Genomic DNA, 16,823 nt, shown 5'->3' on the forward strand with positions numbered 1-16,823 from the left:
TTTTTAAAATTTTTCTGCCAAAAGCGCAATGTGATATATCTTTGTATCAATTTTTGTGTCCCATAAAGGGAATTCAGCAAACGGGATATAGCGTAGCCAGGTATCGCGCCAGCATGGGGTGCTGGAGGTCGGAAGTTCGAATCTTCCTATCCCGACCAGCAATTGAGCAGGAAACATATTTGGTGCCGCTTTTGCTAATTTTTTTGAAACTATAGTTAGAAAGTATCTGTTTTACAATAAAAACAGATACTATGAAAAATTACATCGATCCAAAAGAAGAAGACAACGAAGATGAAAACGGCAATGAACAGTCGCGGATAAGTCCCAACGAAGAAAAAGAAGCCGATGATAACGAGGTTCAACGGGGGCTTACCGGTGAAATTGATGATGAAGATGATGTTGGCGGAGATCTTGCCGGGAATGCAGGCGGAAATGCCTAGCACCTTAAAAGCGGGCAGCGGTATGGCATGCCCGCTTTTTATATGTTCTGCCGTATAGCTGAGGAATAACCTGTGATGTCGGATGAACGGACAAGTGTAAGATTTTCTCTGTTTTTTTGTTGGCTTATAACGGATGCATGGCTGTTGCCCAGGTTAAAAAAAGTATTTTCGGTGGGCGATATATTTCCTTATTGCAAACATTTTTTAACATTCCCTGTTTGTTTGAAAAGAATTGATCAATATTACTATTATCTAATAGATTTAAGCGTTAAAAAATAAATGGCTAAATCAAAAAATCAACAGGAAACGCGCTCAGCTGGTACAATTCCTAAAACACTTACCGGTATTTCCGGACTTGATGAGATTACATTAGGCGGGCTGCCCTCGGGAAGACCTACACTTGTTTGTGGTGAGGCCGGTTCTGGAAAAACACTTTTTTCCATAGAGTTCATTGTAAAAGGAGCCATGGATTACGGTGAACCTGGCGTATTTATGGCTTTTGAGGAAAAGGCCGAGGAACTTAAAGCGAATGTAGCATCACTTGGATTTGATCTGGAACAATTAGAAAAGGATAAAAAGATAAGGTTGGATTACGTGCACATTGACCGTGCAGAAATTGAGGAGACCGGAGAGTACGATCTGGAGGGACTTTTTATCCGACTGGGATACGCAATTGACAGTATAGGCGCAAAAAGAGTAGCACTTGATACCATCGAGAACCTTTTCTCGGGACTAAATAATACGGCAGTGCTGCGGGCAGAGATCAGGAGACTTTTTCAGTTTCTAAAATCGAAGGGCGTTACGGCGGTCATAACAGGTGAACGTGGAGGAAATGGACTTACCCGTCAGGGCCTTGAAGAGTACGTGTCAGACTGTGTTATTTTACTTGACCACAGGATTATCAACCAAATCTCCACCAGGAGGCTCAGGGTTGTAAAGTACCGGGGATCGGTCCACGGAACCAATGAATATCCCTTTCTGATCGACGATGAGGGCATCTCAGTGCTTCCTGTTACCTCTCTGCAGCTGAATCATGAGGTTTCCACAAAAAGCTTGCCCTCAGGTATTGCTTCGCTGGATAAAATGCTGGGAAATTCTGGCTTTTATAAAGGGAGCAGTATTCTGGTTTCAGGGACGGCCGGTACGGGCAAAACCAGTATAGCAGCAACCTTCGCCAATGCGGCCTGCCTTAGGGGAGAGAAATGCCTTTTCTTTGCTTTCGAAGAATCCCCAAAACAGATCATCAGAAACATGCGTTCTATAGGCATAGATCTTCAAAAACACCTTAAGGATGGAACGCTTGAGTTTTACGCCTCACGGCCTACCTTGTACGGACTGGAGATGCATCTGGTGGCGATCCATAAGGCGATCAAAAAGTCCAGGCCATCTGTTGTTATACTCGACCCGATTACCAACCTGATCACAATAGGATCGGTTAGCGACGTGAAAACCATGCTTGTACGCCTGATCGATTTTCTGCAGGCTGAACAGATCACGGTCATGTTTACAGCCCTTACCCTTAATAATATAGTTAACGAACAAACCGATGAAGGAGTTTCTTCGCTTGTTGATGCCTGGCTTTTGATCCGTGATATCGAGAGTAATGGTGAGCGGAACCGTGGATTGTATATCATGAAATCCCGGGGAATGAAACATTCAAACCAGATACGCGAATTTGTGATTACAGATAAGGGATTAGATCTGGTGGATGTATATCTGACCGAGGATGGCGTGCTAACCGGCTCGGCGCGGGAGGCAAGAATGCTTATGGAGCAGACCGGCGAGGTCATCCACGCCCAGGCTGTCAGCCGTAAGGACCGTGAACTCGAACGCAAACGGAAAATTTTAGAATCAAAGATTGAAAGTCTAAGATCAGAATATGAATCAGCAGAAGAGGAACTCAATAAAGTTTATGTGGAGGAGGCTTTAAAAAAACAGATCATGGGCGAAACGATAAGCAAAATTGCCGATCTGCGCAGGGGAGATGATAGTCGGAAAGAAAAAAACGTAAACAAAAACAAATAAATAGTGGGGAAAGCATATGAACTCCGGCTATATGTGGCCGGTAAAACCAATAAATCGGTAGTTGCACTGGAAAACCTGAAAAAACTCTGCGAGGAGCACCTGAAAGGAAAATATAGCATTGAGGTGATCGATCTTTTGGAAAAACCACAGCTGGCTGAAGGTGATCAGATATTTGCCATTCCGACTCTGGTAAAAAAAGTGCCTGAACCGGTCCGCAAAATTATAGGTGACCTTTCAAATGAGGAAAAGGTTCTGGTGGGACTGGACATACGTACAAAGATTAATAATTAGTTATGCCGATAGGAAACCCCGATCATCCAGACAGTACCCAAAGCGACGATTTTTTTTCGCTTAGGCTTTTCATTGCAGGTGCATCACCAGTTTCCGCAAGGGCAGTTGTCAACATCCGTACAATATGCGAGGAATTTATTGCCGGCAGGTATGAGCTGGAAATCATTGATGCACATCAGCAGCCCTTGTTAGTGCAGCAAGAAGATGTGACAGCCATCCCGATGTTGATCAAAAAATCGCCAGTTCCGATCAGAAAGCTGATCGGGGACTGCTCTGACCGTGCGAAAGTATTGAAAGGTTTGGGGATCAGTTATTAAGTTATGCAGAAGTCAAGTGAACATATCAGGCTCGAGCGGGCCTATGAAGAACTTCGTATCCAGCTCGAGGAGGCCAACGACATTATCCATGCAATTCGCTCTGGAGAAGTTGATGCCCTGATTGTAAATGGTCAGGATGGTCATCAGCTTTTTACGCTTAAGAGCGCTGATCATACCTACAGGATCTTTATCGAGCAGATGACCGAAAGCGCACTTACGCTCGATGAATCATACAGGGTATTGTATTGCAACTCACAACTCGCCAGGCTTTTGGGGCTACCTTTAGAAAAGGTTATCGGTCTGAACTTTCTGGCATTTTTTTCAACAGAAGATCAGGCCTTTGTTCGAGAAACAATCGATGGAGCCTGGGAAGTAGACACCAGGGCAGAAGTCGATATCATCAACAGCTCAGGCACTTCCTTGGCAGTTCAACTCTCTTTAAAGGCGCTTAACCTTGATGAAGGCACTTCACTGAGCGTCATTATTACCGATCTGAGCGAGCTGAAGAAAAACCAGTTGCTTTTGGAAACGAGGAACAGGGAACTTGAAGCGGCAAGAAAAAATGCAGATGAACTCAATGAAAATCTTGAAAATACAGTCAGGCTACGAACACAGGAGCTCGAGACCATCAATGAAAAACTTGCAGCAGTCAATGATCTTCAGAAAGAAGTGAATGCTCAGCTTAAAGATGCACTCGATGCACTGAGAGAGAGTGAAGATAACTTACAGTCTGCTTTCGATGCCGCTGAATTGGGCAGTTGTAACCTGGATATCAAAACAGGACGTGTTGAAGTATCAGAGCGGTTCAGGAAACTCTGTGGTCTGCCCTTGGAGGGGGAGGTGAGCTGGACAATGGTGCTGAGCAGTGTGGGTACCGAATACCTATCAGCGCTTCAAGGGGTTCTTCACGACTGCATCAATCTTGGAAAGCCCCTGGATTATACCTATCCGATCAGACATCTTATTTCCGGTGAGAACCGTTGGATGAGGATCGTAGGCAAGTTAAAAAAAGGCAGCTATGGCGATTTTGATAGCTTTTACGCTGTTTTGATGGACGTAACAGATCAGAAAAGGGATGAACAGCGGAAGAACGATTTTATTGCAATGGTTAGTCACGAACTCAAGACACCGCTTACTTCCATGAAAGGTTATATTCAGGTTATGCAGCTGAAAGCCAGGGGTACGATGAACGGCTTTGCAGATAAAGCTCTCCAGGGCGCTGAGCGCCAGATCAATAAAATGACTGGTATGATCAATGGTTTTCTCAACCTCTCGCGTTTGGAATCGGGAAAAATGCTGATGGATTTTCAGCCCATAGAAATGTCTGTCCTGCTTAAGGAAGTGGTAGAGGAATATATTGCAACGGTAAACAACCATAATATAAAGTACATATTCCAGCCTGGTTTTTTTGTGAACGCAGACAGGGACAAACTCGGGCATGTGGTCAATAATCTGATCAGTAATGCGGTGAAATATTCGCCGGCCGATAGTGAAATAATTATTGACAGTTATCTGGAGAACGGTACAGCGGTATTCCGCATAATGGATCATGGGATGGGAATAGATGAAAACGATATCCCAAAACTATTCGAACGGTTTTACCGGGTAGAAAACAATCGGATGAGTACTGTTGCCGGTTTTGGAATAGGACTTTATCTATCGGCCGAGATTATCCAGAGACATGGCGGAAAGATATGGGCAGAAAGCCAGTTAACAAAGGGCTCGGTTTTTTATTTCAGTTTGCCATTAATTAATCCTGCAAAGCGCTTTTAGTGCGAAAGCCTGTGGATTTACCTTCCATTCTCGCGCATTGTATTCTTTCTTAAAAACTTATTGATTCGATGTTATGGTAAAAAAAATGCCGCTATATGCGGCATTTCTTTATTGGATTTCGATCTGTTTAGCGACCACTTTGGCTTCCTCTTTTTTAGGAAGTTCAAGTTTCAGAATTCCATCGTTATAGCTTGCACTGATCTTTTCAATGTCAGCACTTTCCGGAAGTGTGAAAGATCTTGTGAAGGCTGAATAACTATACTCTTTTCTGTTATAAGTTCTTCCTTCGCTGAGGTTTTCGTTTTTTGTTTCAGTTGAGATCGTGAGCATATCCCTTTCTACCGAAACGCGGAAATCATCTTTTTTAAGTCCGGGTGCAGCAAGCTCAATGTGATAGTGATCGGCTGACTCCGAGATGTTTACAGCCGGAACGTTGCTTAAACGACGGTCGGTAAAAAAAGTGTCGCCAAGTACTGATTCAAAGATGTCATTAAAGCCTGGCAATAATGAACTGTTCTTTTTTTCTGGATTGAATTTAACCAATGTCATAGTGTTTTCTCCTTTAAAATTTTTAATAATAAATGGACTATAAATCAATTAATTTTCTCTGGACGCTGATGGTCCAATTTTGATTAATCAACCGCTATGCCAACGGTGAAAATAAAGTGATTATGACGCTCAAACTGAAAAATTTTCATTTTTTCTGAATTTTTTTCAGTTTACGGAACTGAAATTTTTTCATTGTATCCTCTTAGCCGCTGAGTGGTTGAGGGATGTTTTTAATTAGTTAAGATAGTATACTATTTATGAGGAGAAGGAAATTTAAAGATATAAAGTGAAGATGCGGGTGTGATCGATATTACAAGCTTGACGTAAAGGGAAGCCAATTACTGGGTGTCTAATATAAACTCTTTTTACAGCTGATTCTGCTTACTATGGCACTTACGACACAGCAAAATTCTATATTACTTTGCATTTAGTGACTTTTAAAGGAAGGACTAATTAATTGACCATATTCTGTTCATATCAATTTTTTTATATGACAACAAATTTTATCTCCATTTATAAGTAGGCAAACTATAGATAGTGCGGTGAAGGCATTGTTTTAGGTAAGTTATATATGCTGACATTTTTTCTAGATAACATTCAATATAAAGCATAATAATTTTGGTCACAAAAACTGATATGTTCGTGTAATTTTTTTGCTTTTGTTTTTTCAAAAATGGTATTTCGTGCCATCTAAAAATATTAAACAAGAATAGATATGTCTCTCAGAACTTTCTCTGCCCATTCCAGTTTTATTTCCTCTCAGCAACTTCTAAACAGGGTAATATTTCTGAATCTTTTTAATTAATTGCTCAACCAGTTCGGCCAATAAAAGTACAGATGGCTTGGTTTGTCCAATAAATGCGGATTAATTTGCTTTTGTGCAATTTTACTGATTGACCACATGCCCTTGTTCCATCCAAATCTAAACTAACATGAATTATTCAATGCTCCCTCGTCAGGTTACTCATACTTTCAATTATTATCGGCATTTTCACAAAGCTGGATAACCCATGCCTGATTAGCTTAAGTAAGAAAGTTAAAACTCAGGATGTGTACGTCAAAACCCTGAATAAAAAGACGAAATAATTTAGCTGTAGCTGTTAGAGGTCTGAAAACCAATACCCTTTTAAATTTTAACCCAAAACCAATCAAATCACATGAAAATTTTAATGTTCTCAATCTTGCTGTGTTCAGCCAGTGTTGCTTCTGCGCAAACTAAAGTACTAACTACAGGAAACAATCTTATTGATGCAGCTAATCCTTATGCAGCTGATGTAGTAATCGGAAGCGACGGTGATGGGGGCACGAGGCATGATGGTAGTATGATGTGGTGGTCTAGCTATAGTGCTACCCGCATCAGTGGTAGCGGTACCTCCCTTAATTTTTCGGCATGGGCTACTCCACAAACGCCTAATGTTTCTCTTGCGGCAGATTTCGGCGGAGCCAGCTTTTTGATGGGCAATGTGGGTATTGGCACAGCCGCCGCAAATGATAGGCTTGTGGTAAATGGAAACATTAGGGCTATTCTGGATCAAGCTAATTTCCCCAATAAAAATGTGGCTGGTATTGTCTCATTAGGTTTTTCAGGAATTACAGGGGCACAAAACTGGGCACTTCGGGGTGTATATCAGCATGGTTTTGGCGTGGGTAACAATGCCGATGGTGGGGATCTGGATGTGATTAAATCACTAAACGGAAATACCGTACTGGCCACTAAAACTGATGGGTCTGCCCTAGGTAATGTAGGCATTGGCACCACTAACCCGCAAGAAAAGCTTACCGTAGCGGGAAACATCGGTGCCCGTGAAATTAAAGTTTTCATCAATGCAGGTGCCGATTTTGTGTTTGAGCCTGCTTATAAGCTCCCAGAGTTGGCAGAACTCGAAAAATTTGTAAAAACCAATAAACACCTGCCCGAGATCCCGACCGCCAAGCAAATGGTAGAAAATGGTGTAAATCTGGGTGAGCTGAACATTAAACTGTTGCAAAAGGTGGAAGAACTCACCTTGCATCTGATCGAAAAGGATAAACAGCTGCAAAATGAAGCCTCAATGACTAGAAAGCAGCAAGTGCAGATAGAGGAATTGAGAAAAGGGTACCTTGAGTTAAAGGAACTTCTGATAAAACAAAAGAAATAAAAAAAAATGTCTTTATCGGTTAAAGAAGAACATCCAATCAAATCCATCAAAGTAGCGAGCTTTTCCAAATTGATTAAATTAAGACCGATCACAATAAACAAAAAAACTATAGCAATCATTTATTTAGAAACAATTTGAATTAACCATGAAACAAATTAATATTTTATTACTATTCTTGATGAGTTTCTATGCCTCCTTTTGCGATGCACAAACCACATCTGGGAATAACGATTTAAAAAAAGTGGTCACCGCCTCTCCAAATGCTTCTTCACTTGGGCAGTATGGGAACGCAGATATTGGATTATATACTGGAGTACCTAAAATTAACATACCGCTTTATGAGATTAAAGAAACAGGTGTGACGCTTCCGATTGAACTTAATTATAATGCGGGCGGTATTAAGGTTACCGAATATGCATCATTTGTAGGGTTGGGCTGGAATTTAAATGCTGGAGGAGTCATTAACCGCAGTATGTATGGTACCCCTGACGAATTAAGAAATTTCAATTTCTCTATACCTACTAACCCAACTACACAGGAGCTCGAAGAAATAGCTTCAGGTCAAAAAGACTATCAGCCTGATGTATTTTATTTTAATTTTTCTGGAAAATCAGGTAAGTTTTTTTTAGGGGTCAATGATGAAGTCACCATCATTCCTTACCAAAAAATTGGCATTGTACCAATAAGAGCAAACGGGAGTTCTGATTTGAGAGGCTGGAGGGTTACAACTGAAGACGGAACTATTTATGAGTTTAACGATTACGAGATAACAAAGAATATGGGATATGAACAGAGTAATCCAAATTCTGAACCTGATCCGCATGGCGTAGGCACTCTTCCAGCTTCAATAAATAGTTGGTACATGTCAAAAATAATTCCTGTGGTAGGAAATGAAATCAATTTTACATATGAGAATTATCCTTTGAGTTATGACATGCCGAGCTCCGATCAGCGGTATGTATTATTAAATACGGATATACTAGCTGGAATTGAATTTGTTAAAGAGCCACTGGTTTCAAATGTAAATAGAACGACAAGCGAAAGTAAAAGATTAAAAATGATATCGTTTTCAAACGGTAATATTGAATTCAACTACGATAAAGATAGACGGGATTTAATTGGTGATAAGATGCTTACCTCAATTAATATAAAAGAACTGGATGGGCATGTTAAAAAAGAATACAGATTTGACTACAAATATATGATTGGGACTTCAATGGTAGATGTTGATGGAACCGGAACGGGCGTTGAAGATAATTTTTTAAAGTATGATCAATACCAAACTAAATATAGACGATTAGTATTAGAAAATGTTAGGGAACTAAGTAGTTCCAATTTAATGGGAAAGTCTTATGTTATGGAATATGAAACAGGATTACCTCCAAGAGACTCTAAATCGAGAGATCACTGGGGATACTATAATGGATATACTTTCCAAGCTAATAATTATCTTCCATACCAATTGGCGGGAAATTACCTGGCTAATGAAAGTTATGTGCTTTTGGGGAAAGATCCAAATTTAGCCTATTGTAAAAGTGGCACGCTAAAAAGAATAACTTACCCTACAGGCGGAAATACCCAATTCGATTATGAATTGCATCAGGTTAAATCGACAGCCTTATTACCGCCTACTTCAGAACCGCAGTCCCACGATCTCAACATAAATTATTTACAATATAGCTCATTGGGTTATAATTCCTACGTTGAAGGTGGGCTAAAAAAATATTATAAGGATTTTAGTGTTATAACAACCGCTGCAACCACTAGTATAAATATGCAGATCAAAGGCTATCCCTTTCAGCCTATTCGATCCGGATCAATGAGTTTTGAAATTCTTAACACATCGGGAACTGTAGTGGTTTCTATGTTTGACATTGACGCTAATGCCCAAAAAACAATTAATCAGACCAATGGCACAGTCGAATATAATTATACTTTTCCCCTGGCGCCCGGAAATTATAGATTGGTGTTTAAACCAGTTGCTAGCTTTATTGATAACAACAGCTATTTTAATGCCTTTCACGAACTACCCTATGCAAAGGTATATGGCTGGTCAAATATTTTTCCAGCTCAACCCGGGCCGGCGGTAAGAAATGTAGGTGGGTTAAGAATAAAATCCATGAAGGATTTTGATCCCGTTTCTGGTAAAAACCTACAAAAAAATTACGAATATAAATTTGCTGATGATGCTAGTTCAGGCTCATTACTTTCAGATGTTAAACACGTCTATAGTTATGGTGAGGTATATCTTATTCAAGGAGAGCTTACTTCTTTTCCACAAGAGCTGATTTACAAAGTAATCAATAGTGATACAAATTATCCCTTAAGCACAACCCAAGGTAGTAATGTTGGTTATGCTGAGGTAACGGTTAAAAGTATAGACCCTGAAAATGCTGCTGTTAATGGTAAAAGTGTATTTAGATACACATCACCAGAAAATTATCCGGATTATTATGGAGGAAGTGCTGGGCCTGTAAATAATTTCCCCTATCCACCCGCTGATAGCCGGGATTGGCAAAGAGGACTATTACTAGAGCAAGAAGATTATAAATATGTTGCCAACACATTTAGTTTGGTAAAAAAAACTACCAATGTTTATAATAGTCCTGTTTTTATGAAAACAGTTCAGGGGGCAATGGCAAAATATTTAAGACGAGGATTTCCAGGATCTCAAGAGCTTATTCCCAATTTGTATAGCTATAGAATATATGATTTTAAATCAGGATTAACGCAATTGAATAAAACAACGGAGGAGCTCTTTGATGGTGGAAGCCCAACCCTCGAAGAAACTGTCTATAATTATGCTTCGCCGCTTTTACATCTATTTCCGATTGAAATCAAGAAAAATAAGAGCAATGGTGGGTTAACAGTAACTAAGACTAGGTATGCTCCCGAATATGAAAATATTACAGCCGCAGATAATATCAGTTTAGGCATAAAGAACCTCCAGGCCAAAAATGTGCTTTCAGCTGAAATTGAAAAAACAAGCTTCCAGCAAGATGTAAATGGTGCTAACGCTGCGATGTTATCAAGTCAGTTTATTTCATATAAGCCAAATCAGGTGTTACCTGATACCATGTACAGGGTCGAAAATTCGAAAGCGCTAACCGATTTCAGTCTTTCTTCGGTAACATCTGGAGCAGTATCAAAAGACAGCCGTTATTTTCCGATAGCTTCAATGGATTTATATAGTTCAAAAGGTAACCTGGTACAGCAAAAAAGAATATCAGGTATTGTTTATAGTTACAAATGGGGATACAATGATCAATATCCAATCGCAGAAATTAAAAATGCAGCACAAAATGAGTTTTATTGCCAGAATTTTGAAGAGGCTGAGGGAGTATCAGGGACTTCACATTCAGGGCTGAAATTTTATGATGGTGCTTATACTGTAAATTGGACCCGACCCAATTCAAGAGCGTATAGGATTAGCTATTTCTATTTAACTTCAGGTTTATGGAAATTCAAGGAAGAGGATTATACCACTAATGGTAAATTATTAAGTGGGGGTACGGCCTATGATGACATCAGAATTTATCCATCTGATGCGGAAATAACTACTTATACTTTCGATCCACTGATAGGAATGACTAGTTCGACCGATGCCAAAGGCATGACTACCTATTACGAATATGATGCCTTTCAGCGTTTAAAAACAATTAAAGACCAGAACGGTAATATTTTAAAACAAACAGATTACCACTATAAAAACTAACGCCCTCATGAAACAACATCTAAAATATTTTTGTGCCGCAGCATTCTTGTTGCTCTGCAGCCGCTCTTCCGCCCAAAAGGTTGTATCGGTTTATAATGGTGAAAGTGAGATCAGTGCGCCCTTAAGTGTAACGCTGACCGATGGTTTCCATACTACCGGCTCTGTGCGTATTTTTACCACAGGGCTGAGCTATATAAACTGCGTGCCTTTTGTATCGGCGGCCAGCAATGGCCAGAACTACATCAGTACGAGGATATTCAAACAGCCGGGCATGGATCCGAACAATCTTTCAGGTCGCAGCATTTGTGAGGTAAACGAAACGATCCAGTATTTCGATGGCCTGGGCAGACCTTTGCAGACCATTCAGGTACAGGGCAGCCCGGGCTTTAAGGATATTGTACAGCCTGTTGCCTACGATGCCTTTGGTCGCGAAGCGATAAAGTACCAGCCATACGCAGCACTGACCGGAACGACAGGGAATTACCGTTCAGGTGCACTTACCGATCAGGCGGGTTTTTACAATTCCCCTACAGGCGGGATAAAGGCCACGGCCTATCCATTTGCAGAAACGGTGTTCGAGGCCTCACCATTAAACCGTGTACTACAGCAGGGCGCTCCAGGTGAAGACTGGCAGATCAGCGGTGGGCATACCGTAAAGGCAGCGTACGGCACGAACCTTGAAAACGAGGTGAAGCTGTGGATAATCAATGGTACCGATAATGGCGCAGCAGCAACGGTGTACCCGCAAAGTAAACTATACAAAACCACCAGTAAGGACGAAAACTGGGTACCAGGCGACCTGAAAGCGGGTACTACAGATGAGTTCAAGGATTTTGAAGGACGCGTGGTGCTAAAACGGGTCTGGGAAGCAGATGGCAAAAGCCTCAATACCTATTATGTGTACGATGATCTGGGCAACCTGCGTTATGTACTACCGCCGGCGGTAAACGAGAATGGACAGGCCGCGCTAAACAGCTTTGATGAAACGCAAATCGTTTTCGATCAATTTATTTACGGTTACCGTTACGATGGACGGAGACGCCTGGTAGAGAAAAAGGTGCCAGGCAAGGGCTGGGAGTATTTGGTGTACAATAAGTTAGATCAGGTTACCCACACCCAGGATGCAAACCAGCGCGCACTGAGCCAATGGAGCTGGATAAAATACGATGCGCTGGGCAGGGTGATCCTTACGGGTGTTGAAAATGGACAAGGTATTAACCGCCCAGGGATGCAGACTTACAACGATGGCGTAAGCATCCAGTGGGAAGACCGTACATCGGCTACTGCGGAGGGTTACAGCCACAATACCCATCCCGAGGTTGGTGAAGAGTATGCCAATGTCGAATTTCTAAACATGAACTATTACGATGATTACAACTTTCCAGGTTATACCAGTGCTTACGCTGCAAGTGTAGGGGTAAGTACCCGTACCCGCGGGTTGACTACAGGAAGTTTTGTGAGGATACTGGGTACTGCTATCAAGCTGCTTACGGTAACCTACTACGATGAGGATGGACGGGTGAAGGAAACGATTTCTGATAATCGTTTGGGTGGAAAAGACCGTACGGTGAACAACTATAACTTTGCCAGCGAACTGACCTCAAGTGTTAGGACACACGAAGCCAACGGAGCGGTAACAACCGTGCTTTCCGGTTATAGTTATGATCATATAGGCAGGAAAGTTCAAACCTATAAACAGATCAATAACGGCAGTGTTACGGGAGTGAATGAGCTTTTAAGTGAGTATGTATATAACGAAATCGGTCAGCTGACACAGAAAAAGTTGCACAACGGAATGCAGGTTACGGCAATGGCCTACAATGAGCGTGGCTGGCTGAAAAGCAGCATTAGTAACGAATTCAGTATTCAGCTGGGTTACCAGGAAAATGGGGAGAACCAGTACAATGGTAATATCAGTAAACAGTTCTGGTCCCAGAATGCTTCTCCTGCTACTTCGCCCAATGTCTTCAGCTATAATTACGATGCACTGAACAGGTTGACCAATGGTACCAGTACGGGCATTTACATGAGCGAGGTGTTGAACTATGATAACATGGGCAACATTAACCAGTTAAGCCGCAACGGTGGTGCAATGAACCAATATTATTACAATGGGAACAGGTTGGACAGGGTGGATAATGTTGCAGGCACTTATAGTTATGATGCAAATGGAAATGCTACAACCGACGGCCGGAATGGAATGAATCTAACCTATAACCTATTGAACCTACCCTCTGGGGCGAGCGGCAATGGAAAGGTAATTCAATATGTGTATGATGCTTCAGGCGATAAACTTAGGAAGGTGGCTATAGAAAATAGCCTGACCACAACCCGGGAATATATAGATGGGATTGAATATGAGGGCAGCAATATCGATATTATCCATACCGAAGAAGGGGTAGCACAGCGCAATGGCGACAACAGTTATAGCTACCACTACAACCTCAGTGACCATTTGGGAAATGTGCGTTATACTTTTGATATCTACAACAACCAGATCAGACAGTTGCAGGTGGATAATTATTATCCTTTTGGCAAGCGCAATAATGCTGTTTTCGGTAATAATAAATATCTTTACAATGGAAAAGAGGTTCAGGATGAGTTAGGGGAGCAGTATGATTACGGCGCAAGGTTCTATGATCCGGTAATTGGACGATTTACAACCATGGATCCGCATTCAGAAAAATATTTTATGCTATCGCCTTACGCGTATGTGGCGAACAACCCATTGAAGTATATTGATCCAGATGGCAAAGATATTATTATAGCAAAAGCTGATAGAGCAAAGGTATTGGGCTATATTAATTCTTTGTCCTCAGGTAAGTTTGGTGTTAATTCTCAAGGAAAGTTATATGCCATGGAGTCTAAGTCGTCCGTAGGCAAATCGGATTATTATAGAGACAAATTGGTAGCAGCTATTAAAGACCCAGATCTAATAAGTATAAAAATAGCTTCAACTTTTACAGATAGAAATGGTCAGGCTAAGAGTGTTGATTTGGTAGCAGGAGGCGGAGTTACTCAATCGGGTGTAATGACCAAAAAGGATGCATCAGGGAAGGTTGTAAGTACCACAAAAGTTGCCGAAGTTACAATTTCGGATAATCCTAATCAAATGATAAAAGATACTAATGGACAAATTTTAAGAGATAATCCTGCAGACATTTTAGCACACGAATTGGTAGGGCACGCTATTCCAATAATTACCAAAACAGATACCGGTAATGCAGTTTCAAATGAAAATAAAGTAAGAAAGCAGCTTTTACCAGGGCAAAATAAAGAGAGACAAGCAGATCCTAATCATAAAGAGAATTGAGATGAGAAAATTATATAATTTGTTTTTTGTTTTATTGATAGTATTTTCCTTTACTTCCTGTAAGAACAGTGTTAAGAATATATCTAACTTAAAGGATTTAAACATATATGTTGTTGCAAACGAAGATGCAAAAACTCTATTTTTTCGAATAGAGAACGTAAGTAATAGTGTTTATTACATACCTGATGACTATTGGTGCCAATTCTCGACGTTAAGTGATACACTGTATAATGAAGCTGTTTACAAGAAGAATTTAAACAAGACATTAAATTACTATTACAGTCAATTTGGTAAAACAATAATTACCAACAAGAAAATAGAGGGGCTTAATGCCGATTCCATATCTGAACAGGACGCTGGGGTCAATTATAATCAATTTTTATTGCCAAAATTGATTAGGATTCCTCCTCATTCCGCTATCCTAAAAAAACAAACGCTTAAATTTCCATATTCGATAGAAGACATCAATTTTAGAGTATATAAAAATAATTATTCTGCAAAAATGTTGAAAGATCCCACTTACGGTAACTTCGTTAAGTTTGAAAATGATTCTGGAATAATTATATCTACAAAAATATACTTATATCAATAAGATGACATAGCATGGCGGGTATGAGAAATAAATAGAATCTTAGCAAAGCCTAGCAGAAATGTTGGGCTTTGCTTGTTTAGAATGCCCCATGCTGGTGCGAGCGTGTCGCTCGTATCAATATAATATCCAAAGCCTGACAGTTTAAAAGCTTGCCGGGCTTTGTTATTTCTATGGGAGTTTAAGTTTAAGGAGCCTTGTTTTAATTGCTCCATAGATGCGGGAATGTAGTTTGGCGAGCTGGGTAATCTTAGCGCCATCGTTGAAACGTTGTGCCAGCAAATTACGGGGCTTTGTTAGTTCTTGAGTAGTCAAAGTTTGAGAAGTCTGGCTTTAATGTCACGTAAGTCGTGGTTCAGGGTTATATTTAGAATTTTTGATTTTAATAAAGGAAACTGCATTTAACTAAAAGACTATTGAAAACACAAGAATTTTCTCGCTTAAAAAGGCTTTTACGCAGATATTAATAATTTATTAGATTATTTTTGTAGTTCTAAAATTACTTTTTTGTTTGTTATTGTAGCCTTAATTTTTGAAATAAAATTAACTTTTCAAATTGTATTTGCTCAAATACAATTAATTTGGATGATATTAGCTTTTTTTGTATTTTGTTTTTGAAGTTTATTTATTTTTAGGGATATTACACAGATAAAACCCAAACGATATGTGCCTGTCTATCATTAATGCTTCTCTCAATTTATTCTGCTACGCAGGTGTTTTTCATCCCAGATCCATAAACAAACCAGTCGGTTGCTGTTTGTGCCAAAATCAATAGTAGTATCCTTTTAATGCCCTGAAATGAGGCAGCAATATTATATTTAAATTAATGCTCCATGATTAGCTGTTACGTAATCGGTGAACTGTACACCGTAGAATCGCTCTGCATTTACATAAGCGATTATCCGCTTACCCAATTGAAAGGATATTCAGTGCAAAGACCAGAAAGTTTTGATGCAGTATATTCCATCAGACCAGATATTGTTTTTGTTGATGTTGCCCTATTGGGGGGGAACGGCAACTGGTTGGAGCGGATCAAACAGTTTTCTTCAATTGTTTTAGTTTCAGAAGATACCCAGAAGGCTTTCGAGGCCTTTGAACATGCAGCCTTTGATTATCTTGTCAGACCAGTTACTTTTAGCCGCTTTGCGAAAAGTATTAATAAATTCGATCACCTTACACAGCTGGCCCAATCTGTAAACATCCCAAAGAAGCAACATGTAGTAGATTCGTTTTTTATCAAAGCAGATTCTAAAGGCCTGAAAGAATTCCTGATCAAATGTGATCAGCTGATCTATATACAAGCGATGCAGAATTATGTGGTACTTTATATGGAAAATGACCAACGTTTTTCATGCCACAACTCGATGAAAGAAATGGAAGATAGTTTATCGGCCAGTTGTTTTAGCAGGATACATAAATCCTTTATTATTAACGACGAAAAAATCACTTCAATAGAAGGGAACATGGTCATACTTAATGGTGATGAGCGCAATAAATTACTGATAGGAAACACTTACCGAAAAGCTTTTTTTGAAAAAAAGGCGCAAAAAATGATTAGAAAAAAATCTGAAATCCAGATCTTCTCTTATTCCAGGTTAGCCTCAGCGTTGATTACCTTTGGGGCAGTGCTGTTTAAGATACAGGCATTAGGCGAATTTAGTATACAGTTATAA

11 protein-coding genes and 1 tRNA gene are annotated in these 16,823 nt (G+C 40.1%); 11 read left to right on the forward strand and 1 reads right to left on the reverse strand.

The genetic code is table 11. The features are described 5' to 3' along the window. The first annotated feature begins 81 nt into the window (after positions 1-81). From LQ227_RS23525 to LQ227_RS23550, 6 genes are all read left to right on the forward strand, one after another. Positions 82-158, forward strand: a tRNA-Pro gene (locus LQ227_RS23525). 93 nt (positions 159-251) lie between these two features. Continuing rightward, positions 252-440: a hypothetical protein gene (locus LQ227_RS23530; RefSeq protein WP_230151409.1), complete on the forward strand. Its 189-nt coding sequence runs from the start codon at positions 252-254 to the stop codon at positions 438-440. Positions 441-719: 279 nt separating this feature from the next. Further along, positions 720-2,465: a circadian clock protein KaiC gene (gene kaiC, locus LQ227_RS23535; protein ID WP_230151411.1), complete on the forward strand. Its 1,746-nt coding sequence runs from the start codon at positions 720-722 to the stop codon at positions 2,463-2,465. 3 nt (positions 2,466-2,468) lie between these two features. Further along, entirely contained in the window at positions 2,469-2,756 is a 288-nt protein-coding gene (gene kaiB, locus LQ227_RS23540) for a circadian clock protein KaiB (RefSeq protein WP_230145335.1), read from the forward strand. 2 nt (positions 2,757-2,758) lie between these two features. Then, complete coding sequence (locus LQ227_RS23545) at positions 2,759-3,073, forward strand: circadian clock KaiB family protein (protein ID WP_230145336.1); 315 nt, start codon at positions 2,759-2,761, stop codon at positions 3,071-3,073. A 3-nt stretch (positions 3,074-3,076) separates the two neighbouring features. Then, positions 3,077-4,846, forward strand: coding sequence for an ATP-binding protein (locus LQ227_RS23550; protein WP_230145337.1), 1,770 nt, complete (start codon positions 3,077-3,079; stop codon positions 4,844-4,846). A 108-nt stretch (positions 4,847-4,954) separates the two neighbouring features. On the opposite strand, the gene LQ227_RS23555 is transcribed toward LQ227_RS23550, so the two are convergent. Next, on the reverse strand, positions 4,955-5,395 hold the full coding sequence (locus LQ227_RS23555) for an Hsp20/alpha crystallin family protein (protein ID WP_230145338.1): 441 nt from the start codon (positions 5,393-5,395) through the stop codon (positions 4,955-4,957). 1,157 nt (positions 5,396-6,552) lie between these two features. Here LQ227_RS23555 and LQ227_RS23560 point away from each other — a divergent pair. From LQ227_RS23560 to LQ227_RS23580, 5 genes are all read left to right on the forward strand, one after another. Beyond that, on the forward strand, positions 6,553-7,533 hold the full coding sequence (locus LQ227_RS23560) for a hypothetical protein (RefSeq protein WP_230151414.1): 981 nt from the start codon (positions 6,553-6,555) through the stop codon (positions 7,531-7,533). Positions 7,534-7,678: 145 nt separating this feature from the next. Then, complete coding sequence (locus LQ227_RS23565; RefSeq protein ID WP_230145340.1) at positions 7,679-11,248, forward strand: hypothetical protein; 3,570 nt, start codon at positions 7,679-7,681, stop codon at positions 11,246-11,248. Positions 11,249-11,255: 7 nt separating this feature from the next. Then, positions 11,256-14,561, forward strand: coding sequence for a DUF6443 domain-containing protein (locus LQ227_RS23570; protein WP_230145341.1), 3,306 nt, complete (start codon positions 11,256-11,258; stop codon positions 14,559-14,561). A gap of 1 nt (position 14,562) precedes the next feature. After that, entirely contained in the window at positions 14,563-15,153 is a 591-nt protein-coding gene (locus tag LQ227_RS23575) for a hypothetical protein (protein ID WP_230145342.1), read from the forward strand. Positions 15,154-15,983: 830 nt separating this feature from the next. Next, a complete protein-coding gene (locus tag LQ227_RS23580) occupies positions 15,984-16,823 on the forward strand; it encodes a LytTR family DNA-binding domain-containing protein (protein WP_230145343.1) in 840 nt (279 codons plus the stop codon).

The sequence above is a fragment of the Pedobacter sp. Bi27 genome, from assembly GCF_918698255.1.
In the GTDB taxonomy this organism is placed as follows: Bacteria; Bacteroidota; Bacteroidia; order Sphingobacteriales; family Sphingobacteriaceae; genus Pedobacter.

Bases quoted from the DNA above. Each gene is read 5' to 3' on its own strand.
- LQ227_RS23545 (WP_230145336.1), top strand. From the start codon at position 2,759: ATGCCGATAGGAAACCCCGATCATCCAGACAGTACCCAAAGCGACGAT.
- LQ227_RS23580 (WP_230145343.1), top strand. From the start codon at position 15,984: ATGATTAGCTGTTACGTAATCGGTGAACTGTACACCGTAGAATCGCTC.
- LQ227_RS23560 (WP_230151414.1), top strand. From the start codon at position 6,553: ATGAAAATTTTAATGTTCTCAATCTTGCTGTGTTCAGCCAGTGTTGCT.
- LQ227_RS23530 (WP_230151409.1), top strand. From the start codon at position 252: ATGAAAAATTACATCGATCCAAAAGAAGAAGACAACGAAGATGAAAAC.
- LQ227_RS23565 (WP_230145340.1), top strand. From the start codon at position 7,679: ATGAAACAAATTAATATTTTATTACTATTCTTGATGAGTTTCTATGCC.
- kaiC (WP_230151411.1), top strand. From the start codon at position 720: ATGGCTAAATCAAAAAATCAACAGGAAACGCGCTCAGCTGGTACAATT.
- LQ227_RS23575 (WP_230145342.1), top strand. From the start codon at position 14,563: ATGAGAAAATTATATAATTTGTTTTTTGTTTTATTGATAGTATTTTCC.
- LQ227_RS23570 (WP_230145341.1), top strand. From the start codon at position 11,256: ATGAAACAACATCTAAAATATTTTTGTGCCGCAGCATTCTTGTTGCTC.
- LQ227_RS23550 (WP_230145337.1), top strand. From the start codon at position 3,077: ATGCAGAAGTCAAGTGAACATATCAGGCTCGAGCGGGCCTATGAAGAA.
- LQ227_RS23555 (WP_230145338.1), bottom strand. From the start codon at position 5,395: ATGACATTGGTTAAATTCAATCCAGAAAAAAAGAACAGTTCATTATTG.